This window comes from Streptomyces lanatus, assembly GCF_014655715.1.
Lineage (GTDB): Bacteria > Actinomycetota > Actinomycetes > Streptomycetales > Streptomycetaceae > Streptomyces > Streptomyces lanatus.
This window is the reverse complement of sequence record NZ_BNBM01000016.1, coordinates 196,929-221,359: the sequence shown is the minus strand read 5'-3', so window position 1 is coordinate 221,359 and position 24,431 is coordinate 196,929. Positions and strand designations below refer to the sequence as shown.

The 24,431-nt window shown below is 70.9% G+C and carries 14 protein-coding genes and 2 pseudogenes; 7 read left to right on the top strand and 9 right to left on the bottom strand.

Annotated elements, in window-relative coordinates; translation table 11 throughout:
• Positions 1-21 precede the first annotated feature (21 nt).
• The gene (gene glpK, locus IE325_RS34300; protein WP_190074019.1) at positions 22-1,533 is read left to right on the top strand and encodes a glycerol kinase GlpK; all 1,512 of its coding nucleotides are present in this window, start codon (positions 22-24) and stop codon (positions 1,531-1,533) included.
• A 118-nt stretch (positions 1,534-1,651) separates the two neighbouring features.
• On the opposite strand, the gene IE325_RS34295 is transcribed toward glpK, so the two are convergent.
• From IE325_RS34295 to IE325_RS34275, 5 genes are read right to left on the bottom strand one after another with little or no spacing between them, the layout of a single operon-like run.
• Positions 1,652-2,257, bottom strand: coding sequence for a GTP-binding protein (locus IE325_RS34295; protein ID WP_190074018.1), 606 nt, complete (start codon positions 2,255-2,257; stop codon positions 1,652-1,654).
• Positions 2,238-5,888, bottom strand: coding sequence for a hydantoinase B/oxoprolinase family protein (locus IE325_RS34290; RefSeq protein ID WP_190074017.1), 3,651 nt, complete (start codon positions 5,886-5,888; stop codon positions 2,238-2,240). The genes IE325_RS34295 and IE325_RS34290 overlap by 20 nt, the downstream gene beginning before the upstream one ends.
• A gap of 24 nt (positions 5,889-5,912) precedes the next feature.
• The gene (locus IE325_RS34285; protein WP_190074016.1) at positions 5,913-6,308 is read right to left on the bottom strand and encodes a DUF742 domain-containing protein; all 396 of its coding nucleotides are present in this window, start codon (positions 6,306-6,308) and stop codon (positions 5,913-5,915) included.
• A gap of 9 nt (positions 6,309-6,317) precedes the next feature.
• Positions 6,318-6,755: a roadblock/LC7 domain-containing protein gene (locus IE325_RS34280; protein WP_190074015.1), complete on the bottom strand. Its 438-nt coding sequence runs from the start codon at positions 6,753-6,755 to the stop codon at positions 6,318-6,320.
• Positions 6,752-9,595 (bottom strand): nitrate- and nitrite sensing domain-containing protein, encoded by a 2,844-nt coding sequence (locus IE325_RS34275; protein ID WP_190074014.1) that lies wholly within the window; start codon positions 9,593-9,595, stop codon positions 6,752-6,754. The genes IE325_RS34280 and IE325_RS34275 overlap by 4 nt, the downstream gene beginning before the upstream one ends.
• A gap of 421 nt (positions 9,596-10,016) precedes the next feature.
• On the opposite strand from IE325_RS34275, the gene IE325_RS34270 reads away from it, so the two are divergent.
• The 4 genes and pseudogenes from IE325_RS34270 (at position 10,017) to IE325_RS34255 (ending at position 13,986) form a co-directional block, all read left to right on the top strand.
• A complete protein-coding gene (locus IE325_RS34270) occupies positions 10,017-10,667 on the top strand; it encodes a hypothetical protein (protein WP_190074038.1) in 651 nt (216 codons plus the stop codon).
• A gap of 458 nt (positions 10,668-11,125) precedes the next feature.
• Positions 11,126-11,194: pseudogene (locus IE325_RS47120) on the top strand (hypothetical protein); the annotation flags it as partial.
• Between the two features lie 160 nt (positions 11,195-11,354).
• Positions 11,355-12,319, top strand: a pseudogene (locus tag IE325_RS34260) (aldehyde dehydrogenase family protein); the annotation flags it as partial.
• Positions 12,320-12,414: 95 nt separating this feature from the next.
• The gene (locus tag IE325_RS34255) at positions 12,415-13,986 is read left to right on the top strand and encodes an APC family permease (protein ID WP_190074013.1); all 1,572 of its coding nucleotides are present in this window, start codon (positions 12,415-12,417) and stop codon (positions 13,984-13,986) included.
• A gap of 273 nt (positions 13,987-14,259) precedes the next feature.
• Here IE325_RS34255 and IE325_RS34250 read toward each other — a convergent pair whose 3' ends face one another.
• The 4 genes from IE325_RS34250 to IE325_RS34235 form a co-directional block, all read right to left on the bottom strand.
• Positions 14,260-18,897, bottom strand: coding sequence for a hypothetical protein (locus tag IE325_RS34250; RefSeq protein WP_190074012.1), 4,638 nt, complete (start codon positions 18,895-18,897; stop codon positions 14,260-14,262).
• A gap of 45 nt (positions 18,898-18,942) precedes the next feature.
• Positions 18,943-19,824 carry a hypothetical protein gene (locus tag IE325_RS34245; protein WP_190074011.1) on the bottom strand — a complete coding sequence of 294 codons (882 nt, stop codon included), beginning with the start codon at positions 19,822-19,824 and terminating at the stop codon, positions 18,943-18,945.
• 55 nt (positions 19,825-19,879) lie between these two features.
• Positions 19,880-21,406: a hypothetical protein gene (locus IE325_RS34240; RefSeq protein ID WP_190074010.1), complete on the bottom strand. Its 1,527-nt coding sequence runs from the start codon at positions 21,404-21,406 to the stop codon at positions 19,880-19,882.
• Positions 21,407-21,486: 80 nt separating this feature from the next.
• On the bottom strand, positions 21,487-22,179 hold the full coding sequence (locus IE325_RS34235) for a GntR family transcriptional regulator (RefSeq protein ID WP_190074009.1): 693 nt from the start codon (positions 22,177-22,179) through the stop codon (positions 21,487-21,489).
• Between the two features lie 130 nt (positions 22,180-22,309).
• Here IE325_RS34235 and IE325_RS34230 point away from each other — a divergent pair, with 130 nt between their 5' ends.
• Complete coding sequence (locus IE325_RS34230) at positions 22,310-23,602, top strand: MFS transporter (protein WP_190074008.1); 1,293 nt, start codon at positions 22,310-22,312, stop codon at positions 23,600-23,602.
• On the top strand, positions 23,599-24,423 hold the full coding sequence (locus tag IE325_RS34225) for a putative hydro-lyase (protein ID WP_190074007.1): 825 nt from the start codon (positions 23,599-23,601) through the stop codon (positions 24,421-24,423). The genes IE325_RS34230 and IE325_RS34225 overlap by 4 nt, the downstream gene beginning before the upstream one ends.
• The last annotated feature ends 8 nt before the right edge of the window (positions 24,424-24,431 follow it).

Below are 24,431 nucleotides of genomic sequence, written 5' to 3'. Positions count from 1 at the left end.
GGATCCGACGAAGGGGACGTCATGACGGACAAGTTCGTCGCCGCAATCGACCAGGGCACCACCTCGAGCCGCTGCATCGTCTTCAACCAGGACGGCGCGATCGTCGCCGTCGACCAGCGTGAGCATCGCCAGATCTTCCCCAAACCCGGATGGGTGGAGCACGACGCCACCGAGATCTGGTCCAAGGTGCAGGCGGTGGTCGCCGGTGCGATCGCGAAGGCCGGGTTGCGTGCCGACCAGCTCAGCGCGCTCGGCATCACCAACCAGCGTGAGACGACGGTCCTGTGGGACCGCGCGACGGGCAAGCCGGTGCACAACGCGATCGTGTGGCAGGACACGCGTACGGCGGCGCTGTGCAACCAGCTCGGCGGCGCGGACGGACAGGATCGTTTCCGTGAGCAGACCGGACTGCCGCTGGCCAGCTACTTCTCCGGCCCCAAGGCGGCCTGGTTGCTGGACAACGTGCCGGGGCTGAGGGCCCGTGCCGAGCACGGCGAGATCGCCTTCGGCACCATCGACTCCTGGCTGATCTGGAATCTCACCGGCGGCACCGACGGCGGGCAGCACGTCACCGATGTGACGAACGCCGGACGCACCATGCTGATGAACCTGGAGACCCTGCAGTGGGACTCCTCGATCCTGTCCGCGATGAACGTCCCCGAGGCCGTCCTGCCGGAGATCAGGTCCTCCGCCGAGGTGTACGGGACCGCGGTCGGGCCGGTCGCCGGTGTGCCGGTCGCCTCGGCGCTCGGCGACCAGCAGGCAGCCGTATTCGGACAGGCCTGCTACGACGTGGGCACGGCCAAGAACACATACGGCACAGGCAGCTTCCTGCTGCTCAACACCGGCAACAGGCCGGTGCCGTCGAAGAGCGGGCTGCTGACGACGATGGGCTACAAGATCGGCAGTGAGGCGGCGGTGTACTGCCTGGAGGGCTCGATAGCCATAACGGGCGCGCTGGTCCAATGGTTCCGGGACCAGCTCGGCATCATCCGCAGTGCCGACGAGATCGAGTCGCTGGCGGCGAGCGTCGAGGACAACGGCGGCGCGTACATCGTGCCCGCCTTCTCCGGCCTGTTCGCCCCGTACTGGCGCTCCGACGCGCGCGGTGTCATCACCGGCCTGACGCGGTACGTCACCAAGGCCCACCTCGCCCGCGCGGTGCTGGAGGCGACGAGCTGGCAGACGCGTGAGGTGGTGGACGCCATGTTCCAGGACTCCGGCGTCCAGATCACGACCCTGAAGGTCGACGGAGGCATGACGAAGAACAACCTGCTCATGCAGCACCAGGCGGATGTGCTCGGCGTACCGGTGATCCGGCCCAAGGTCTCCGAGACGACCTGTCTGGGCGCCGCCTACGCGGCAGGGCTGGCGACCGGGGTGTGGAACGACCTGGACGAGCTCAAGGCGCACTGGGCGAAGGACGCCGAGTGGACGCCGTCGATGTCCGGCGAGGAGCGCGACCGCGAGTACCACAACTGGCGCAAGGCGGTGGAGAAGAGCTTCGGCTGGCAGGAGGACGGCGAGAGCTGAGGGAACAGCGGAGCGCGGTCCACGCGCGTGAGTCCCGTGTGAGCCACGCACGCGTGCCCATGGCTCACGGCCCGTACCCCGGTCGGCGGGGGTACGGGCCGTGTTCGTTCCCGAGGCTTCAGGTGGCCACGGTCTGGCGGCGGTCCGCCTGGTAGGCCATGGCGTGCTGGACGACGCCGATGAGGATCTCCTTGACGGACTCGCGGTCGCGAGCGTCGCACAGCACCAGTGGTACGCCCTCGTCGAGGTCCAGGGCCTGCCTGATGTCCTCCGCCGGGTAACGGGCGGCGCCCTCGAAGCAGTTGACGCCGACGAGGAAGGGTATGGAGCGCCGCTCGAAGTAGTCGACGGCCGCGAAGCAGTCCTCCAGGCGGCGAGTGTCGGCGAGGACGACAGCGCCGAGCGCGCCCTCCGAGAGCTCGTCCCACATGAACCAGAACCGCTCCTGACCGGGCGTGCCGAAGAGGTACAGCACCAGGTCCTCGCGCAGGGTGATGCGGCCGAAGTCCATGGCGACGGTGGTGGTGCGCTTGCCCTCGACACCGTTCGTGTCGTCGATGGGGCGTCCGGCCTCGGTGAGCAGTTCCTCGGTGCGCAGCGGCCTGATCTCGCTGACCGCGCCGACGAGGGTGGTCTTGCCCACTCCGAAGCCGCCGGCCACCAGGATCTTGAGCGTGACGGGCTCGACCGGAGGCTTCCCGCGCTCAGAACGCCCGAAGATCATCGATCTCTTCTCCTGCTTGATGGGGGTCGGGCGACGGTGGGCCGTACCCTCCGCCGCCGGGGGTTTCGATGACGAGTACGTCGCCCTTGCCGACGTCGGCGGAGTCGCTTCCGCCGAGTGCGGTGACGGTGCCGTCCGCGTGCTCGACACGGTTGGCGCCCAGCGCGCCGGGCTCGCCGCCCGCCATGCCGTAGGGCGGGACACGGCGGTGCTGGGACAGCGTGGAGACGGTCATGGGCTCGTGGAACCGGATGCGCCGTACGGCGCCGTCTCCGCCGTGCCATCGCCCGGCGCCGCCGCTGCCGTGCCGTACGGCGAACTCGTCGAGCTGTACGGGCAGGCGCCACTCCAGCACTTCGGGGTCGGTGAGCCGTGAGTTGGTCATATGGGTCTGGACGACGGGCGCGCCGGGGAAGCCGTCACCCGCGCCGGAGCCCGAGGCCACGGTCTCGTAGTACTGGTGGCGTTCGTTGCCGAAGGTGACGTTGTTCATGGTGCCGGAGCCCTCGGCCTGGACGCCCAGCGCGGCGTAGAGGGCACCGGTGATCGCCTGGGAGGTCTCCACGTTGCCCGCGACGACCGCGGCCGGGGGTTCGGGGGCGAGCAGCGAACCGGACGGCACGATGATGTCGAGGGGGCGTAGACACCCGTCGTTGAGCGGGATGTCGTCGGCGACCAGGGTGCGGAAGACGTACAGGACGGCCGCGTTGACGACCGAGAAGGGGGCGTTGAAGTTGGTGGCCAGCTGCGGGGACGTGCCCGTGAAGTCGACGGTGGCGGAGCGGTTCGCGCGGTCCACGCGTACGCGTACCCGGATCTCGGCGCCGGAGTCGGTCTCGTAGGCGTATTCGCCGTCGTCCAGGGCGTCGATGACGCGGCGCACCGCTTCCTCGGCGTTGTCCTGGACGTGCTTCATGTACGCCTGGACGACGTCGAGGCCGAAGTTCTCGATCATGCGGGCGACTTCGTCGACGCCCTTCTGGTTGGCCGCGATCTGGGCGCGCAGATCGGCGAGGTTGGTCTTGGGGTTGCGCGAGGGGTACTGCGCCTCGGTGAGGAGACGAAGGGTCTCCTCCTCTCGGAAGCGACCGTTCTCGGCGAGCGGCCAGTTGTCGAAGAGGATTCCCTCTTCCTCGATGGTGCGGCTGTTCGCGGGCATGGAGCCGGGGGCGATGCCGCCGATCTCGGCGTGGTGGCCGCGTGAGGCGACGTAGAAGAGGATCCGCGGATCACTCTCCGTGTTCGATGTGGGTCCGGTGTCGAAGACCGGGGTGATCACGGTGACGTCGGGCAGGTGGGTGCCGCCGTGGTACGGGTCGTTGACGGCGTAGGTGTCGCCGGGGCGCATCCCGGAGCCGCGGCGCAGGATGACCTCCTTGACGCTCGTGCCCATCGAGCCCAGGTGGACGGGGATGTGCGGGGCGTTGGCCACCAGGTTTCCGTCCGGATCGAAGAGCGCGCAGGAGAAGTCCAGGCGTTCCTTGATGTTGACGCTCTGGGCCGTGGACTCGAGGCGAGCGCCCATCTGTTCGGCGATGGACATGAAGAGGTTGTTGAAGACCTCAAGCAGAACCGGATCGGCTTTCGTGTCGAGATCGGAACTCTCCGTAATCGCCGCGCGTTCCATGACCAGATGCCCGTCGTCGGTCGTCGCGGCTTGCCAGTTCTCGTCGACGACGGTCGTCGCGCTGGCTTCGGTGATGATCGCCGGGCCGGTGACGGTTTCGCCGGGAGGGAGGGACTCGCGGCGATGGAGGGGCACGTCACGCCAGGTTCCGCCCGTGTGGAGGCGGACTGTCCGGGTGGCGGCCGGGCTGCCTTCAGGGGTGGCTTCGTAGGGGGCGAGAGCGGAGAGATCGGGGGGTTCGGTGATGCCAGTGGCTTCGACGGAGAGGGCTTCGACGACGATCGGGCGGTCGAGGGCGAAGGAGTACGTGGCGCGATGACGTTCTTCGAAGGCGGGCCGCATCGTGTCGGGCTCGGTGAGCTCGACGGTGAGAGTGGTGTCGGTGCCGTCGTAACGGAGTTGGGCGCGTCGGGTGATCTTGATGCGGTCCGCGGGGACGTCCTCGTCGAGGAGTTCGGCGCGGGCGGCGGATTCGAGATCGTCGGCGGTCTTCAGGACGCCGGGCATCGAGGCGGGCTCCAAAGGCGCCTCGACGGACTGTTCGCGCATGGCTGTGGTGTCGGCGAGGCCGATACCGAGCGCGGACAGCACGCCGGCCATGGGCGGCACGAGGACGGTACGGATGCCGAGCGAGTCGGCGACCATGCACGCGTGCTGGCCGCCCGCACCACCGAAGGTGGTGAGGGCGTAGCGCGTGATGTCATGGCCCTTCTGCACGGAGATGCGCTTCACGGCGTTGGCGATGTTGGCTACCGCGATCTGCAGGTAGCCCTCGGCGACCTGCTCGGGCGTGCGGTCGTCGCCGGTCTGCTCGCGGATCTCGCGCGCGAGGGCGGTGAAGCGGTCACGGACCAGGTCGTCGTCGAGCGGCTGGTCGCCTTCGGGGCCGAACACCTTGGGAAAATGGGCGGGTTGGATGCGGCCGAGCATCACGTTGGCGTCGGTCACGGCGAGCGGTCCGCCGGCCCGGTAACAGGCGGGCCCCGGGTCCGCGCCCGCCGAGTCCGGCCCTACGCGGTAGCGGGACCCGTCGAAGTGAAGGACCGAGCCGCCGCCGGCCGCGACGGTGTGGATGTCCAGCATGGGGGCGCGCAGGCGGACCCCGGCGATCTGGGTGGTGAAGACACGCTCGTACTCGCCCGCGAAGTGCGAGACGTCGGTGGAGGTGCCGCCCATGTCGAAGCCGATGACGCGGTCGAAGCCGGCGAGCTGCGACATGCGCGCCATGCCCACGATGCCGCCTGCGGGCCCGGAGAGGATGGCGTCCTTGCCGCGGAACTGCCCGGCTTCGGCGAGTCCGCCGTTGGACTGCATGAACATCAGCCGTACGCCTTGGAGTTGGTCGGCGACATGCTGGACGTAGCGGCGCAGTACGGGCGAGAGGTAGGCGTCGACGACGGCGGTGTCCCCACGCGGGACGAGTTTCATCAGGGGGCTGACCTCGCTGGACAGCGAGATCTGCGGGAAGCCGATGCGGGCGGCGAGCCGGCCGACCGCCTGTTCGTGGGCCGGGTGGAGGTGGCTGTGCATACAGACCACGGCGACGGCACGGATCCCGTCGTCGTACGCCTCCTGGAGGGGGCCTGCGAGAGCGTCCAGGTCGGGAGGGCTCAGGACGGTGCCGTCGGCGGCGATGCGTTCGCCGACCTCGACGACGCGTTCGTACAGCAGCTCGGGCAGCTCGATGCGGCGGGCGAAGATGTGGGGGCGGTTCTGGTAGGCGATGCGCAGGGCGTCGCGGAAGCCTCGGGTGATGATCAGGAGGGTTCGCTCGCCCTTACGCTCCAGGAGGGCGTTGGTGGCGACCGTCGTTCCCATGCGGACGGCCTCGATGGGGGCCTTGGACCCGTCGAGCAGCTCGTGCACGCCCGCGACGGCCGCGTCGGAGTAGCGAGCGGGGTTCTCCGACAGCAGCTTGTGTGTCAGCAGGCGGCCGTCGGGGCGTCGCGCGACGATGTCCGTGAAGGTGCCGCCACGGTCGACCCAGAACTGCCAGCCTGTCACGTCTTTACCCCGCTTCCGCGCCGCTCACAGCGCCCGCAGGCCGTTGATCACGTCGCGCAGAATACTCTCGTCCACCAGCTCGGCAGGCGGTACCGGCCGGTTCACATGGACGAATTCACCGTCCACGAGGTCACCGATGAGGACTCGTACGACTCCGATCGGCAGATCGAGTTCGGCGGAGAGTTCGGCGACGGACTGCGGGGCGTCACGGCACAGCTCGACGATGTCCACGTGCTCCGGGGACAGCGTCGAGTCGGCGTCCGGGTCGTCGGCCTGTGGTTCGGAGACCACCACCGCGATCAGATCGAGGCGGTGCTGGGCCGCACTGGTGGTGCGGCCGCGCGTCATGGCGTACGGACGGACGACCGGTCCGGCCTCGTCGTCGAACCAGTGGCTTCTTCCCTGACCGTCAGCGCTCATGCCATCCCACTACCCGCCCGAGGACAGATCGGTGCGCGGAGCGGCGCCCAGATGTACGCCGACCCGCTTGACGAGGAGCGTCATCTCGTACGCGACCTGGCCGACGTCGGAGTCGGCGTCCGAGAGCACCGCGAGGCAGCTGCCGTCGCCGGCGGCGGTGACGAACAGGAAGGCGTCGTCGAGCTCGACGACCGTCTGCCGGACGCTGCCCGCCTCGAAGTGGCGGCCCACGCCCTTGGCGAGGCTGTGGAACCCGGACGCGACGGCAGCCAGGTGCTCGCTGTCCTCACGCGTCAGGTCCTTGGACACACCGGTCGGCAGGCCGTCGCCGGAGAGCACTACGGCCTTACGGATGCTGGCGACCCGGTCCACCAGGTCGTCGAGGAGCCAGTTGAGTTCCCCGGACTGGTTGGTCGCGGTGTGGCCGGTCGCCTTCGGTGCGGTCATCGACCGTCCCCCTTAGTCGTTCGTTGTGGTGCTGTGCCGCTGTGGGCGCTGTCGTCCGCGGCGTTCTCCCGGCGGCCGCGCTGCCAGCCGCGCTGGAGTGAGGCCATTCGGCTGCGTACCTCGTCCGCGTCCCGCTCGGCGACCTCCGGTTTCTCCTCGGTGTTCCGTGGGGGACCCTGCCTGAGCTGCGGAGCCAGATTGGCCTGCCGTACGCGCCGGGGCAGCGGCCCGGCACCGGTGTCGGTCTGCTGTTCTGCGGAAGTCGGGTTCGGGACGGAGTCGGGGCCGCTCGCCTCGATCGCGGGGCGGGCGCGCCTGGGGAGCGCCGGCGACTGCGAGGGCTCACCCTCATGCCCCGGGGAGGACGGGGTCTCGGTGCGATCGTCCATCCGGTCCGGCACGCCGGTCACCTCACCACGGGTTCCGGTTCCGCGGCGGCGGGTCGGCAGCGGTGCGAGGCCGTTCGGCTGTGGGCTGCTCGGGCTCGCCGAAGGCTCGGTGTCGCCCTTCTCGCGTCGGGACCGTTGCTCGGTGACGGGGCGTCCGTGCGAGCTGACGAGCTTGGGAGTGCTGCGGCGGGGCAGTGGCACCGGGGCGCTCACCTCGTCGTCGCGATCGGCGTGGTCCGGCCCGCCGTGGGCGCCCGGGATCGGGTGCGCTTCGCCGAGCGGGCTCGTCGTCTCGGGATCCGTCTGGGTGAGGGCGCGACGTGGGCGGAAGAGGCCGCCGTGGTCGCCGTCCTCGTCGTCGAGGGCGTCGGGGAAATCGCTGAGGGCGTCGAGGTCGACGGGGGCCTCCAGCTCGACCGGGCCGTCCAGGAGGGCTGCGGGCAGTCCCGGCAGGCGGGCCGGCACCTGGGAGAGGGCGGTCCGGCGCGATTCCTCCAGCTCCGCCTCCTTCGATGGCGTGGGCCGGTCGAGACGGAAGCCGATGCCGTTGGTGTCGGGCACGTCGTCGGTGAGCAGCGCGTCGGGGATGAAGACGACTGCCGTGGTGCCGCCGTACGGCGACGGCTGGAGCGAGACCCGGACGTTCTGCCGCTGGGCGAGCCGGCTGACCACGAACAGGCCGAGCCGGTCGGTGTCGGACAGTTCGAACTCAGGCGTCTCGGCGAGCCGGAGGTTGGCGTCCAGCAGGGCGTCGGCGGCCATGCCCAGGCCCCGGTCGTGAATCTCCAGGGTGAAGCCGTTGGCGACGCGCTCGCCCAGCACCTGGACGGCGGTGTGCGGCGGGGAGAACACCGTGGCGTTCTCCAGGAGTTCGGCCACGAGGTGGGTGATGTCCGCGACGGCCGGACCGGTGACGGCGACGCGGGGCAGGCGGCGGACCTCGATGCGCTCGTAGTCCTCGACCTCGGCGACGGCGGCACGGACGACGTCCATGAGCTGGACGGGTTTGCGCCACTGTCGGGAGGGGGCGGCGCCGGAGAGGATCACCAGGCCTTCGGCGTGGCGGCGCATACGGGTGGTCAGGTGGTCGAGGCGGAACAGGTCGGCGAGTTCGTCGGTGTCCTCGGTCCGGCGTTCCATGGTGTCGAGCAGGGTGAGCTGCTTGTGGAGGAGGACCTGGCTGCGGCGGGCGAGGTTGACGAAGACCTCGGAGACGCCGGCGCGCAGTTCGGCCTGTTTGACGGCGGCCTCGACGGCGGCGCGCTGGAGGCTGTTGAGGGCCTGGCCGACCTCGCCGATCTCGTTCTTGTCGTACTCCAGGCGCGGGACCTCTGTCTCCACGTCGACCTGCTCGCCGGCGGAGAGGCGGCGCATCACGCTGGGCAGCCGGACGCCGGACGCCTCGTGGGCGTCCAGGCGCAGCTGCCGCAGATCGCGGACGAGGCTGCGGCCGATGCGTACGGACAGGAAGAGCGAGAACAGCAGGGCGAGCAGCCCGAGGACGCCCGCGATGGCCGCCTTGATGATGACGCCCATCGCGACGGGCTGGGCGCGGTCCTGGTAGCGAGTGCCCGCCTCGTCGTTGAGTTTGCTGAGCTCTTCGAGGACGCTGCCCGCCGCGGTGTCCCAGCTCTTGGCGTCGACCGTGCTGGGACGGCCGGGCTGGGCGTAGACGATGGCCTGTTCGGCGACGCGCAGTGGTGCGGTGGAGGCGTTCTTCCAGAACCGCTCGTAGCGCTCGCGCTCGGACGAGGGCAGATCCGTCAGGCTGATGTCGTACATCATCGTGCGCTGGGCGACGAGGTCGGAGACCTCGCGGGTCTCCTCGCGGGTGAGCTTTCCGACCACGAGGGCGGAGCTGAGCAGCGCGTCCTCGCGGGAGAGGAGTTCGCGGGCGCGGGTGACGTTCAGCAGGGCGCGGGCCTGTTTGTCCATCGCGACGCTGTCGATGCCGTCGAGGGCTCCCAGCAGCGCGTAGCAGGGGTCGACGAGCCGGTTGTAGAGATAGAGGGCCTGGGGCCGGGTCACCGTCCCGTCCTCGACGCTGCGGCGCAGGGAGTTGATGCTGTCGAAGGCGTCCAGTACGGCGGTGAGGCTCTCCTCGTCACCCTCGTCCATGCCGTCTCGGACGTCGGAGTCCTTGGCGTTCTTGCGGATCTCGGCGACGGCGGCGTCGGTGGCGCCGCGGGTGACGCGCAGCGCGGTGAGCGCGTCCGAGGCCCGGGGATCGGCCAGATAGACGAGGGCCTGACGGCGTTCCTGTTGGAGGACGCGGACGGCGTCCTCGGTGGAGTAACCGATCTTCTCGACGAGGGACGAGACCGTGAACAGCTGTGCCACACCTCGCCCCGTGAGTACCGTGGCGAAACCCCAGATCGCGGTCAGGGACACCAGCGGCACGAGAAGCAGCGCCATCATCTTCCGGCGGATCGACTTCCCGCGAAAGCGCATGGCCTCCCCCAGCTCAAACCCCCCACCGGTCAGGGGGCACACCTGTGCGTCAACAATCGGCGCGAGCCTACTACCGACGCACAAGTAACTCGAAGAGCCGTCCGGAACATGAACTTCCGCACCGGCGGCGAGACATGGGGAGTTGTCCGGGCATTGCGGGAGATTGCCTCCCGCGAACGCGGCACGGCCCGCTGGAGGGAACCGGCCGGTCTCCTTGGCCAGTTGGCCGGAATTTTATCTTTCTTGGGAATCTTCGGGACGCGTCGTTCGTCCTTCTGTACGGGAAATGGGGGCGGAATGAGTCACAGGAGCCGCATCCCGTCCCCTGGCGGCGTAAAACAGCGCAAGCCGGGCAGCCACTGGGGAGCCAGGTCTTCAGACACGGGCGAGCGGGCTGTCGGCGGTGGGGAGTGACACGGTGATGGGCACGGCGGAGCGGCGCGAGACGCCCGAGGACGGCGCTACGGCGCATGTAGGGACGCGACGCGCCCCCGAAGCGCTGGATCGCGACATTCCGGCGGGCGCACACCGGGAGACGGTGAGCCGCGAGACGCCGGAGGGCGCGGGCGTGGTGACGACGGACGAGGATGGCGTGGTGGCCGACTCCGGGAGCAAGGCGGCGATGGCGGACGAGAGCGGTTCCCCGGCCGCCGGCGACCGGGCGGACCAGGGGTGGTCGGGCTACCGGCCGCTGTGGGTGGAGGAGCCCGCTCGGCGGCGTCGGATGCCCGATCCGGTGCGGACATCGGCGGTGCGGGCCGTGCTGATCATCGCGGTGACGCTGATACAGGCGATGGTGGCCTTCCTGTGCACCCTGGCGGGATCGTGGCTGGCCTTCCCGATGGTGATCAGCAGCGTGGTCAGCACCGTCGTGGCGACCTGGGGTGCCCTCGACGTCTGGGTGACACGCCAGGTGTGGAACCAGCGGAACGGCGTGGTCTCGGCGCCGAGCAGCACGGCCCGCGCACTGCGACGGGAGCGGCGCCGGACACGGCAGCAGGTGCGTGAGGCTGAGCGTGCGCAGGAACGAATACGGCGGAGGGGCGGGACTGGGCAGTTGTCGCACTCCTGAGGCGAGGGCGGGGGCGGGGGCTCATTTCGGCCACTTCACCTCTTGGTCACAGCTCACCGGCCACTGCCCTGTGCCGAGCCAAGGCCGGCCTCGCCCTCAGCGGCACTGAGCCGGAACGTCAGACCAACGGCTGCGCGTGCCTGGTCCACCTCGCGGAGCAACTCGCGCCGCGCTCGCATGAACGGGCGTGGGCGGTCCACGGAGAGGACGGCGGTGGTCCTGCTGCCCCGCTCGTACAGGGCGAGGAAGCCACCCTCGCCCGGAGCGCCGCCGGTGAGTTCGCCCTCGGCGATACGGACGGGGTCCCCTTCAGGAACGGCTCTTCGAGTCGATGTGGTTTTGTGCCGTCCCCCTGTGCCGACCTCGCCAGGCCCGGCGCCCTCCGCGCGGTCAGGTCGGTCGTGAGAGCGTCCTCATCACCCGGACCCGCAAGGGCGACCTGCGCGCCTTCCTGAAAGGTGTGCCGTCGCCGCGGCGCGCACGTCTGTGCATGGAGGAGGCCGGCGAGGTCAGGCGCTCTCCACTGTCGATACCACGCCTGGACGTACGACCTCGACGGCAAGCTGATCGCCGCGCCCAACCTGATCAAGATGCCGGACGTCGACCGCTCCGCGTACGGCCTGATCGATGTGGCCCTGCGCGAATGGCTGGGATACGCCTGGGTGTGCCTGGCCGGCGAGCCACCCTCCCTGGAACTACCTGCTTCTGCAGACAGCCTGGAAGACCGCCCCGGCCGTCGCAGCCGGAAACACCTTCGTGCTGAAGCCGAGCGAACTGACCCCGCACACGGCGATCCACCTGATGCGGCTCCTTCAGGAGGCCGGGTTGCCGCCCGGGGCCGGCAATCTGATCCTCAGCGCCGATCCCGAGGCGGGAGCCCCGGTCGGCGACCACCCCGATGTCGACCTTGTCTCCTTCCCCGGTGGGCTGCAGACCGGCCGTCACCTCATGGCGGCCGCGGTCGGGACGGTGAAGAAGGTCGCGCTCGAACTCGGCGGCAAGAACCCCAACATGGTCTTCGCCGACGCCGACTTCGAGACGGCCGTCGACATGGCGCTGACCGCCGTGTTCCTGCACTCAGGGCAGGTCTGCTCCGCGAGGGCCTGGCTGCTGGTCGAGGACTCGCTGCACGACCGGTTCGTCGACGAGGTCGTGCGCCGGGCCAGGGCCATCCGCCTGGGCGGGCCGTTCGACGAACGTGTGCAGACCGGGCCGCTGATCTCGGCGGGCGCATCTAGCGAAGGTCGAGGAGTATGTGGCCAAGGGGCTGGCGGAGGGCCGCTGTGCTGCGTTGCGGCGGCGCGCGTTTTACGGGGCCCGGCCACGACCGGGGCTTCTACCATCCGCCGACCGTGCTGGACGAGTGCGCCGCAGGGATGTCGGTGGTCCGGGAGGAGTCCTTCGGGCTGGTGCTGACCGTTGAGCGCTTCGGCGGACGCCGGCGCCGTGTGGACGAGCGACGAGGCCAGGGCCGGGCGGGTCGCGGCCCGGCTGCGGCTCGGCTGGATCAACGACTACCACCCCTAGCCCCAGGCCGATTCAAGCAGTCCGGTTTCGGGCGCGAACTGGGGCCCTCGGGGCTCGCCGAATACCGCGAGACGAAGCACATCTGGCGCAACACCGATCCCTCGCCCCAGGGGTGGTTCGCCTGACTTGCGGGTAACAGCACGCACACCACCCGCCTCACTGCCTCCGGCACCCACCCGGGCCGCACCATCGCCATCCCCGGCCGACGAGGAGTCCGCTCATGTCGACAACGGAGCAACCAACCGGTCCACACGGTCATGACGACACCGAACTCGCCGAGTTCGGCTACAAACCCGAGCTCAAGCGCACGCTCGGCAACTTCCACACCTTCGCCGCAGGGATCAGCTACATATCGATCCTGACCGGCACGTTCCAGCTGTTCTACTTCGGCTACGGCAGCGGCGGCCCCGCCTACTGGTGGTCGTGGCCGATGGTGTTCATCGGCCAGTTCATGGTGGCCCTCTGTTTCGCGGAGCTCGCCGCCCGCTATCCCGTGGCGGGCTCGGTCTACAACTGGTCGAAGAAGATAGGCAATCCGCATCTGGGCTGGCTCGCAGGCTGGATGATGCTGGTCGCGTCCATCGTGTCGATCTCGGCCGTGGCGCTGGCCTACCAGTTGACGCTTCCACAGATCTCGTCGGCCTTCCAGCTCGTGGGAGACGGCACCGGCAAGTACGACGTGGCGACCAACGCGGTCATCCTGGCCGCGGTGCTGATCCTGTTCACCACCGTGGTGAACGCCTTCGGCGTCAAGCTGATGGCGAGGATCAACACGGCGGGCGTGTTCATCGAGCTGATCGCCACGGTCGTACTGATCGTCCTGTTCGCCGTCCACATCACCCGTGGCCCGCAGGTCGTCATGGAGACGAACGGCACGGGCGCGGGCTACGGCGCCGGATACCTGGGCGCGTTCCTGGTGGCCTCGCTGGCGTCCGCCTACGTCATGTACGGATTCGACACGGCCTCGTCGCTCGGCGAGGAGTGCCTCGACCCGTCCCGTAACGCGCCGCGCGCCATCATCCGCGCCATCGTGGCCTCGTTCGTCCTTGGTGGTCTGATCCTGCTGCTCGCGCTGATGAGCGTCTCCAGTCTTAAGGGCGAGAAGCTCTCCACGGACGGCTTGCAGTACGTCGTGCTCAACGTGCTCGGCCCGACGGCCGGCAAGGCGATGCTGTGGTGCGTGCTCATCGCCGTCACGGTGTGCGCGCTCGCGGTCCACACCGCGGCCATCCGGCTGGCGTTCGCGATGGCCCGGGACAACAATCTGCCCGCGTCGTCACGGCTGGCCAAGGTCAGCCCCCGCTTCCAGACACCGGTGCTGCCGACCGTGATCATCGGCGTCCTGGCGCTCTCGATCCTCGTGGTCAACATCCGCCAGCCGCAGATCTTCACCGTCGTCACCAGCATCGGCATCATCATGATCTACCTCGCCTACCTCGGTGTCACCGCGCCGATGCTGGTGGCCCGGCTGCGCGGCAGGTGGCAGCCGGCGGGCGACGGCAAGTTCTCGCTGGGCCGGTGGGGGCTGCTGGTCAACAGCGTCGCCGTGGTGTGGGGCGCGGGCATGACGCTCAATCTGATCTGGCCGCGCGCCGCCGTCTACAACGCGGCGGCCCCGTACCACTGGTACCTGCGCTGGGGCGCGGTGCTGTTCGTCGCCGTCATCGCGGGCGGCGGCTTCGCCTACTACTGGTTCGTCCAGCGCCACCGCACGGGCGTCCTCGCCGAGCACAGCCTCGACGGCACCACCACACCGTCCGCCACCGCCGTCAGCACACCGACCGCGGACTGATCGGCGGCGGCTGGAGAACAACGACGCGCCCGGCGAACACCACGGTCACACCGGCTCGCCGAAGCTGCTGATGCCGTCGGGCATCGGGCCGGGCGCGCATGAACGCGGCCCGGCACGGCTACGCCACATCGGAGAACGCGTTCCGTCTCAGACCAAACGTGACGACGACCCCTCGGCCCCGCTGGACGCGCGGCGAGGAGCCCAGGGTCGCGGACGGCTCGGTCATGCCGGATCTGGTCACCGCCAATCCACCTGCTGAAGGAGGACGCTTGATCAACCGGCGGTCGGCGCCGGCCGTTTGAACATCCGCGTCGCCGTGATCTCGCTGTGCACCGCTTCTCCGGCCTGGGGCTGCTCCGGCAGTCCCGGGCGGAGGTGTTCCTCGACGCTGATGTACTTCAGGCCCGCCCTGAGGTCGGCGTCGTTGCGCAGCCGGATGACCAGCGGGAACTCGGCAAGCGCGGTGGTGTCGAACAGGCCGGTGGTGTACAGCAGCTGGACGCCCAGGGCGTCGGACACCGCCCGCTGAAGCTCCAGCAGGTAGGTCGCGTTGGCCCGCCCGATCGGGTTGTCCAGGAACAACGTGCCGGCGTGACGGTGCTTGTCGCGGCCCCGGTCGTTCGAGCGCAGCGCGGCCATGGTGCAGTACAGCGCGATGGCCGCCGTGAGCAGCTGGCCACCGGAGAACACGTCGCCCATCTGGCCGACGGGCACTCGCTCGGCGCGCAGTACGGCGTCCGGCTTGAGGATCTCGACGGCGACGCCCTTGGGCTGGAGTGCCGCGGCGACTCCCCTCAGCAGCAGGGACATTCCGTCGCGCCGCAGGTCGGAGTTCTTCTTCACGGCCGCGCGCGTCGCCTCGTCCACGACCTCGCCGAGGCGCTCGGTCAAGGTCGCCTGGTCGGGCTCCTCGAAGCGGATGCGCAGGAACTCCTGCCCGGACCACTCGCCGAGCCCCTCCGGCAGCCGGGACAGCCGCTGGGCGGACCGCAGGGTCGCCAGCGCCGACTCGACCAGCCCGCGGAGGCGGTCGACGATCGAGTCACGGTTGCGCTCCAACTGGGCCAACTCGTCGGTGAGCACCCGGAGTCGGGGCGCGAAGGCGTCCGCCCACTTCTGGGCGTGCTCCGGCAGCGCGGCGGCGGGCAGCTCGCGGATCTGCTGACGGGCGGGGGTGCGGACCTGCTCGTAGCGCGTGGAGTTGGCATGCCGGACGAGGATGTCGCTCGCCTCGCGTACGGCGGCCTCGGCGGCGGAGAGGTCGGCGGCGCAGCCGCGCAGCGACCGGCGGGCCTCGGCGGCGGACTGCCGGGCCTCCTCGGGGCTGCCGGGGTAGGCCTCCTGCTCGTCCTGTTCCTCGTCGGAGGTGTGCTCGCGCAGCAGGTCGCGGAGCATCGCGGCGATCTCGTCGAAGCCGCCGGCCGCGTCCTCGGCGGAGCGGTGGGCCTGAAGAAGCTCGGCGTGTGCCTCGCGGGCCCCCGTCAACGCCTCGGTGCGGGAGGCGAGTTCGGCGGTGGCCGTGCGCAGCAGGGCCTGCGCGTGCTCGGCGTCGCGGGGCTGGAGTTCCTCGGACAGCTCGGTGTGCGCCTCGCCGTCCTCGGGGGCGAGGCGTTCGGCGTCACCGCGCAGCCGGCCGAGCTGCTCGCTCGCGCTGGACATGCGGGTCTCCAGGAGCTGGACCAGCTCCTCCGCGCGTGCGGCGGCCGCCTGCCGGGACGGTCCGTCGGAGCCGTCGGGCGACTGCAGGAGCTGTTCGGCCCGGGTGCGGACCTTGTTGCTGAGCCGGTCCAGCTCCGCGTGCGCCGCGCTCTCGTCGCTCTCCGCGCGGGCCTGCTCGGCGCGCAGATCAGCGCCGACACCGACCTTCTCGTACACCTGGGACGCGGCCCGGTACGCCTCACGCAGCGCGGGCAGCGACGCCTTCGGTGTGTCGGCGTCCTTGTCCGGTACGTCATCGGGGGCGCCCGCGATCTCGGAGCGCTCGGCGCGCAGGGCACGCGCGGTACGGCGCGCGTCGTCGGCCGCGCGCTGGGCGCCGCGCCGGTCCTCGTCGGCGGCGCGGGCGCGCTCCAGGCAGGTCTGGGCGCGAGCCTCGGACTCGACGGCCTCGTCGGCGAGTTCGCGCAGCTTGACCTGCCAGCCGGACCGCTCGCGCAGCCGGAAGGCGAGCCCGGCCAGGGCGTCTGCGGAGCGCCGCGCCCTCTGTGCCGTCTCCTGCCGCTCGTCGCGGACTTGGGCGGCCTCGGCGGCTGCTTCGTCGGCCTCGGCCCGCACGGTCCGCGCCTCTGCCAGCTCCGCCTCGGACTCCTCCGCGAACGCGCGCGTGTCCCGAGCAGCTTGCGCCAGCTCGACCAGGTGTCCGGCCGGGCAGCCGGTCCGCCACGAGGCGAGCCGCGCCGCCAGCTCACGGTCCTTGCCGAGCCGTGCGGCGAGGCCGCGGATCTCCTCGTCCCGCTCGGACGCCCGCGCGCGCAGCGCCTGCCGCTCCTCGTCGGCGGCGTGCTCGTCGTGCATGGCCGGGTTCGGCGGTACGAGGAATACGTCGGGAGAGGGGCCGCCCGGTGCGTCGTCGGCCGGCGTCGGCGCGAGCAGCGCGGCGGCCGTGCCGACCGCGACGGCGGAGCGAGGCAGCAGGGCCGCCTCGCCCAGGACCTCGCGGGCACGCGCGTGTGTGCCAGGGTCGGTGATGATCACGCCGTCGACCAGTTCGGGCCGGGCGGCCAGCACGCGTGCGTGGTCGGTGGGGTCGACCGCCTGGGCGAGATAGCGCCAGCCGGGCAGCGCGGGGATGCCCTGCTCGCCGAGGAACTCCACGGTGGCCAGCACATCGGGGCCGGGCGGCAGCAGCCCGCCGTCACCGAGGGCGCCCAGGATCCGGGCGTCGTCGGCGGCTGCCGTACGCAGCTCGAAGAGCTGTCGCTCGGCGGTGGAGACGGAGTCGTCGAGCAGTTCCCGCAGCTCGTCGGCGAACCGGTCCAGCTCCTCGGGGGTGAGGGCGCCCTGCGCGGGCACGGTGTCGTCGCCCGCGCGCGGAGCCGGCACGGGCCCGCGCTTCACCTCGGACTCGCCGGTCAGGCTGAGCAGTTCGGCGAGCCGCTCCTCCGCCGCCAGCCCCTCGGCGAGCCGTCGCTCGGCGTCGTACGCCCGCTCGGCCGCGGTCGCCGCGTCCGCCGCGCGGGCCGCCGTCAGCTCGGCGCGGGACTCGGTCGAGGCAGCCTCGCGCGCGTGCTCCGAGGCCCGCCTGGAGGCGTCGCGGGCGGTGTCCCAGGCGGCGACGGCGGTCTTCTCGGCGTCGCTGGCCGCGAGGGCGGCGCGGGCCGGGTCGGCGTCCGGCGCGCTGTCGTCGAGCCAGCCCGCGCGAACGGCCTCGGCGGTCTCCTGCTCGACCTCCGCCAGCCGCTGCTTCAGATGCCCGGCCTCGCTGCGGGCGCGCTGCGCCTCGGTGGCGGCGGCGGTGGAGTCCCGGTACGCGGACTCGCTGACCTCCTGGAGGGCGGCGGAGCGCTCCTCCCCCTCGTTGGCGAGGGCCTCAGCGCTCTCGGCGGCCGAGTGCAGGGCCCGTACGAGATCGACTGCGGCCTTGGCGCGGGCGGCCAGCGCGGGGGCCGCGTCGCGCTCGGCCTCCTGGATGGCGGCGGCCACGCGCGCGACACGGTCGGCGGCGGCGCGGTGCCGCAGGACGGCCTCGGCGGCCTGCCAGGCGGAGTGCAGGGTGCGTGCGTCGGCGAGCTCGCGCTTCTGGGCGGCCGCGGACTTCTCGGCCGCCGCGAGTGCCAGCGAGGCGTGTCGGTAGGCCAGTTCGGCGGAGATCAGCGCGCTGTGCTCGCGGGCCGCCTCCGCGTGGGTGACGGCGTATGCGGCGGCGGTGACCCGCTGGGCGAGGTCGGCGGCCCGCACCCGCTCCTGGACACCTCGCGCGGACAGCCGCCGGGCCAGGGTCCTGGTGCGCCGCTCGGCTCCGGCGTGGATGTCACGCGCGCGTGAGCGCGTCTCGGCGGCCTCCACGATCCGCCCCAGCAGATCGACGGACCCGGCGGTGAAGTCCCGCTCGGCGATCAGCTCGGCCCGCCGGCCCAGCTTGTTGCCGAAGCCGCCGACCAGGTCGGCGAGGCCGTCGGTGTCGCGGGTGTCGGTCACCGCCCGCAGCAGCAGGTCGGTGAAGTCGGAGTCCTTCTTGACCGCGAAGAGACCGGCCGCCTCACCCTCGTCGGCGTTCATCTCCCGCTGGTAGCGGAAGAGTTCGGGGTCCAGGCCGAGGTCGCCGAGGTGCTCGATCCAGCGGTCGTGGATCTCCTCCCAGTGCACCTCCAGATGCGGATATGCCTTGCCCGCCTCGGTGATGGCGTCCCGGAAGCCCTTCATGGTGCGCCTGCGGCCCTGTGCGCCGGACTGGCCCTCGACGGGCGGCCGTACGGCGGTGGCCTCGGCGACCGGCAGGTTGTCCAGGCTGAGCCCGGGTCCGGGGCGGAAGGAGTACCAGGCCTCGGCGAACTTGCGCGGGTCGTTGGAGACCTGGCGTCCGCGCCACTCGCTGACTTTGCCGACCACCACGCACTCGCCGGTGAGCGTGTGCTGCCACTCAAGGGCGACATGTCCGCAGTCGTCGGCGAGCAGGAACTTGCGCAGCACGCCGGAGCTGGCGCCGCCCAGGGTGTTGCGATGGCCCGGGAGCATCACGGAGAAGATCAGCTTGAGCAGGACCGACTTGCCGCCGCCGTTCTCCAGGAAGAGCACACCGGCGGGCGCGGGCCTGCGCGGCGGACCGACGGGCTCCTCCTCGAAGAACTCCGCCTGCATGGGCGCGGGGTCGGGCACGGGCTCGCCGACACCACGCAGGTCCAGCACGGTGTCGGCGTAACGCGCACCGGCCGGTCCGATGGAGTAGAGGCGGACCCGGGACAGTTCGTACATGGCGGACTCTCGTAAGTCTTCTTCGGTGAAGGGAGTTTCGGGGACTCAGGCGGAGTGGAACGGCAGCCCGGCGTCGGCCACCAGCTCCAGGTCTTCCGTGTCCTCGGCGGGCAGCAGGGTCGGTGTGCCGTCGGTGACCGGGACCACGCCCAGCTCCAGCAGCTCGGCCATGGCGGCGCTGCCCGCCATGTCACGCACTTGGAGTTGGTAACGAGCGGTCGTCCGGTATGTGCCGCCGTTGTCGTCACCGGTCCTCTGGAGGAACCCGGATTCGGTCAGGAAGGCCACCGCCTTGCCGATGATGCCGGTCGTGGAACCGGCCAGCCTGCGTGCGTCCTTGGTGGCGCCGGTCGCGCTGCGTCTCACCCAGATCCGCCAGGCGGCCTCCAGGCCGGGCGCGTCCGTGGCCGGGTCGGTGTTCTCCCCCTGCTCGTCGGCGCGCTCCTCCAGCCGGCGGCAGGCCTGCCGGACGAAGGCGTCGACGCCGTTGACAGTGACGCGCCCGATGTAGCCGTCGTCGGCGAGGTCCTCGGGGCGCGGGAACGCCATGGCGGCGACGGCGAGATGGGCCAGCCCGTGCAGGAAGCGGTCGCTGCCGTCGGCCGATGTACGACGCGCGTAGTCACCCATGCGCACGGCGAACACCGAGTCCTCGGCGGCGGTCACCGCCATGCCCGCGCGCGGGGACACCTCAAGGACGATCAGGCCGAGCCCGGTGGCCACGGCGTCCGCGAGCCGTGCGAACGGCGGGTCCTCGCGGTAGCGGCGCAGCAGATCGGCGTACTCCTGGTCGCGGGCGGGCTGCAGCTTGGGCTGCAGGCCGAAGGAGACGAGCCGCGCCGCGTCGGCGGCGTCGGCGGGCGTGACCGCGGCGGGCGCCGACGGGGCGGCGGCCTCCGGCTCACTCCAATCGACGTGCTCGGTCACGGTTTCGGCTCCTCGGTTTGACACTGATGCTGATTCATGGGCGGCTCGGTGCGGCTCATGCCGCCTCCGTTCTGTCGGCCGCCATGCCCGCCGCGTCCAGCAGAGCCGTCCCCACGATCAGGTCGGCGCCGCCGAACTCGTCGTCGTCCAGCTCCGTCCCGTCGTCCACGGCGAACAGCAGCTTCTCCTCGCCCTGCCGATAGGCCGTGCCGACCGCGGGGCTGGCCGCGTGCACCGCGAGCAGCGCGACCAGGTACGGCAGATCGGGGTCCCGCCGCCGCGCCTCGGCCAGTAGTCCCGACAGTCGGCGCGGGGCGTCGGCCGGCAGGTCCAGGAGATCGGTCGCGGCGGCCAACTGCTCCTCGCTGAACCGGCTGTCGTCCGGCGTCGCGATGAGGTCGGGCTCGGGCATCTCGGCGCCCAGGTGCTCCCGTTCGACGGGCGGTGTCAGCAGTATGTCGACGAGATCGCCCACGCGAACGGATACAGGCGTCCGCAGTCCCGTGCCGCGCGCGAAGTAGGCGTCCGTGACCCGGACGGCCTGCTCCAGGGGCAACGGCAGGACCGGGGCGACGAGATGGCCGTAGAGGTCGATCCCGGACGTGGTCATGGGTGTCGCGAAGGCCTGGCGGTCCTGTTCGGCACGGAAGAGCGGTCCGGCCTCCAGCAGGCGTGACTGCAGCTGTGTGTGGCGTCGGATGCAGTCCTTGACGATGTCGACCAGCTCGGCGGCGCGTCGCTTGTGCTCGGGGTCCTCGGTCTCGTCGCGTGCCTTGCGGATGTTGGTCAGGATCGCGTTCTCATGGCGGTACCGGTCGGCGACGTGGTCGAGGGCCTCGGCGATCATGTCCGGTACGGAGCTCAGCCAGTCGACCGCACGGACATTGCGCCGGGTCGCGTCCAGGGCGCGGCGGAGCGTCTCGGAGTACTGCACGGTGCGGTACCGGGCCTGCTCGGCGGCCAGCTGGGCGTCGGCGAGGCGGCCGCGGTTGATCAGCACCTCCAGCTTGACCTCGGCGGCGATCTGGGCGCTGGTGACATCGGTGTCGAGGGCGCCGACGAGGACGTTGACCGCCTCGTCGGTGGTCCGGAGGTAGACGGTGCCGCCCGGCCCGGGGACCTCCTCGATCAGCTTGAAGTCGTAGTCACGGCGGACATAGCTGCCGTCGGGCGCGAAGGTGCCGTACACGGCCCGGAAGCCGCGGTCCACGCTGCCGACGTTGATCAGGTTCTCCAGGACCCAGCGGGCCACCCGCTCGTGCTCGGCGACGGGGCGGCGCGGGGCCTGGGCGGCGATGCGGGGGATGAGGCGGGCGACTATCTGGTCGTGGTCGGCGCCCGTGTCGAAGTCCATGTTGAGTGTGACGAGGTCGATGGCGGCGAGCGCCACCTCCGCCATGCCGTACACCGAGTACTCGCCGGCGAGGTTGGCCTTGCGGGCGTCGAGGTCGTGCAGCGGCGCGGTGCAGGCGAGCGCGCGCAGCCGCCGCGCCAGTCCCTCGTCGGCGGCCGGGCCCGGAGCTGGGCGCGGCCCCGCGCTGAGCTGGGGCGGAACACGGTCCGTCGATGCAGGCGAAGTCACGGTGCACAGACTAGGTCCTGGGTCTGACATCGAACCAAACGACGGCGCCCGGCCCGCCCTGCGGGGCGCTCGCCCTCCCCCTACGGGGCGCTCACCCTCCGGCGATAGACGTCGACGACGCGTTCCAGCGAGTCGGCCAGGTAGATCGCGAGCAGCCGCTCGGCCTCGGGCCCGTCCCCCGCCTCCAGCGCCCGCAGGATCTGCTGGTTCCGGGCCAGATACGGCTCATGCAGCTGCTTGGGGTCGTCGACCACGTGGAAGGCCAGGCGCAGCTCGGCGAAGACGCTGCGCATCAGCTCGTCCGTGCGGGCGCTGCCGGCGAGGGAGACCAGTTCCCGGTGGAAGTGGATATTGGCCGTACCCAATCCTTTCCAGTCACCTTCGCGCGCCGCCCGCTGCCCCTCCTCGACCGCCGTGGCGAGCGCGTCCAGGCCGTACGGCGGCTCTCCGAGGCCGCGCACGACGGCGCATTCGACGAGCCCGCGGGTGCGGTAGATGTCCTCGACGTCCTCGACGGTCAGGACCCGTACGAACACGCCCCGGTTCAGCTCGTGGACGAGCAGCCGTTCGTGGGTGAGCAGCCGGAACGCCTCGCGCAGTGTGTTGCGGGACACACCGAGCGCCCCTCCGATGCTGTCCTCCGACAGCCGGGTCCCCGGCGGGAAGAAGCCTTCGGCGATGCGGCTTCTGAGGATGTCCGAGACCCGCTCCGCCGTGCTGGTGCGGCCCAGGAGGGCACGGTCGTCGGCCAGTCCCGCCAGCTGCTCTGCCATGCCCGGAATTCAACCGCAGACACGAGAACGAAACAACACGGGTATTGAAGGATCGTTCAACAATCCTCTACCTTGCTGCTCACCGTTCAGCTCAGTCCCGCACCCTCCGTCCCCTCTCTGCGAGGTGCCCATGAGCACGACCCCTCCACCGCAGGCCCTGACCCACCCCACGACCGATGAACGCGCCGCCGATGACGGCGCGTTCGGCTGGCTGCGCGCCCTGGGTCCACGCGGCCGCCGCGCCTTCGCGGGCGCTTTCGGCGGCTATGCCCTGGATTCGTACGACTACTTCACACTGCCGCTCAGCATGGTGGCACTGGCGGCCTACTTCGGCCTGGACAGCGGTCAGACCGGTCTGTTCACCACCGTCACGCTCGTGGTCTCCGCGGTCGGCGGCGCCCTCGCCGGGGTGCTGGCCGACCGGATCGGCCGGGTCAGGGCGCTGATGATCACGGTGATCACCTACGCGGTCTTCACCGTGGCCTGCGGTTTCGCGCCCAACTACGAGACGCTGCTGGTCTTCCGTGCTCTGCAGGGACTCGGCTTCGGCGGCGAGTGGGCGGTCGGCGCGATCCTGGTCGCGGAGTACGCGAGCGCCAAGCACCGCGGCCGCACGCTCGGCGCGATCCAGAGCTCCTGGGCGGTCGGCTGGGCGCTGGCCGCGATCATGTACACGGTGGTCTTCTCGGTCGCCGACGACGACCTGGCCTGGCGCGTGATGTTCTGGACCGGCGCGCTGCCCGCGCTGCTCGTCATCTGGATGCGGCGCCGCGTGCAGGACGCCCCCGAGGCCGTGGCCGTACGGGAGAAGAGCGCCGAGAAGGGCTCGTTCACGGCGATCTTCAAGCCCGGCCTGCTGCGTACGACGATCTTCGCGGGCCTGCTCTCCACCGGCGTCCAGGGCGGCTACTACACCCTCGCCACCTGGGTGCCGACGTATCTCAAGACCGAGCGGGACCTGTCGGTCGTCGGCACCGGCGGCTATCTGACGTTCCTGATCTCGGGTGCCTTCATCGGCTATCTGACCGGCGGTTACCTCACCGACCGCCTGGGCCGCAAGCGCAACATCTGGCTGTTCGCGCTGCTGTCGGCGGTCTGCATCCTGGCGTACGCGAACATCCCGGACGGCGCCAACACCCTGCTCCTGGTGCTCGGTTTCCCGCTCGGGTTCTGCATGTCGGCCATCTTCAGCGGTTTCGGCTCGTACCTGAGCGAGCTGTACCCGACCGCGGTGCGCGGCACCGGTCAGGGCTTCACGTACAACACCGGCCGCGCGGTGGGCGCCGTCTTCCCGACCACGGTCGGCTTCCTGGCCGACAGCTGGGGCGTGGGCGGGGCGCTGGTCTTCGGCGCGATCGGCTACGGCATCGCCGCGCTGGCCCTGCTCGGACTGCCGGAGACGCGCGGGAAGGAGCTGGTGTGAACCGTACGGAGCACCGTCCGGTCACCGCCGTCGACGAGCACGCGCACGCGTGGAGCCCGAAAGCCGCGCGCGCCCGCTTCCGCGACGGCCTGACGGGCCCCACGGCCGGGGTCGCGGCGGGTCACACCCAGGCCAATCTGATCGCGGTGCCCGCCGACTGGGCGTACGACATGCTGCTGTTCTGCCAGCGCAACCCCAAGCCTTGTCCGGTCCTGGACGTCACGGACGCCGGTGCCTGGACGACTCCGCTGGCCGAGGGCGCCGACCTGCGCACCGATCTGCCGCGCTACCGGGTGTGGCGGGACGGCGAGTTGGTGGACGAGCCCACGGACGTGCGTGATGTGTGGCGGGGCGATCTGGTGTCGTTCCTGATCGGGTGCAGCTTCACCTTCGAGTCGGCGCTGGCCGGGGCGGGCGTCCCGATCCGCCATGTCGAGCAGGGCCGCAACGTCCCGATGTATGTGACCGGCCGCCCGTGCCGTCCGGCGGGGCGGCTGCACGGCCCGATGGTGGTGTCCATGCGCCCGGTGCCTCCGCGGCATGTGGCGGCGGCGCTGCGGGAGACCGGCCTGCTGCCCGCGGTGCACGGCGCCCCCGTGCACTGCGGCGATCCGTCGGCCCTCGGCATCACGGACCTCGGCCGGCCCGACTTCGGCGATCCGGTGGACGTGGCACCGGACGAGATCCCCATGTTCTGGGCCTGCGGAGTGACCCCGCAGGCGGCGGTGATGGCCTCGCGTCCGCCGTTCGCCATCACTCACGCGCCCGGCCAGATGTTCCTGACCGACGCCCGCGACGAGCAGTACCGCATCGTCGCCTGACCAGGGAA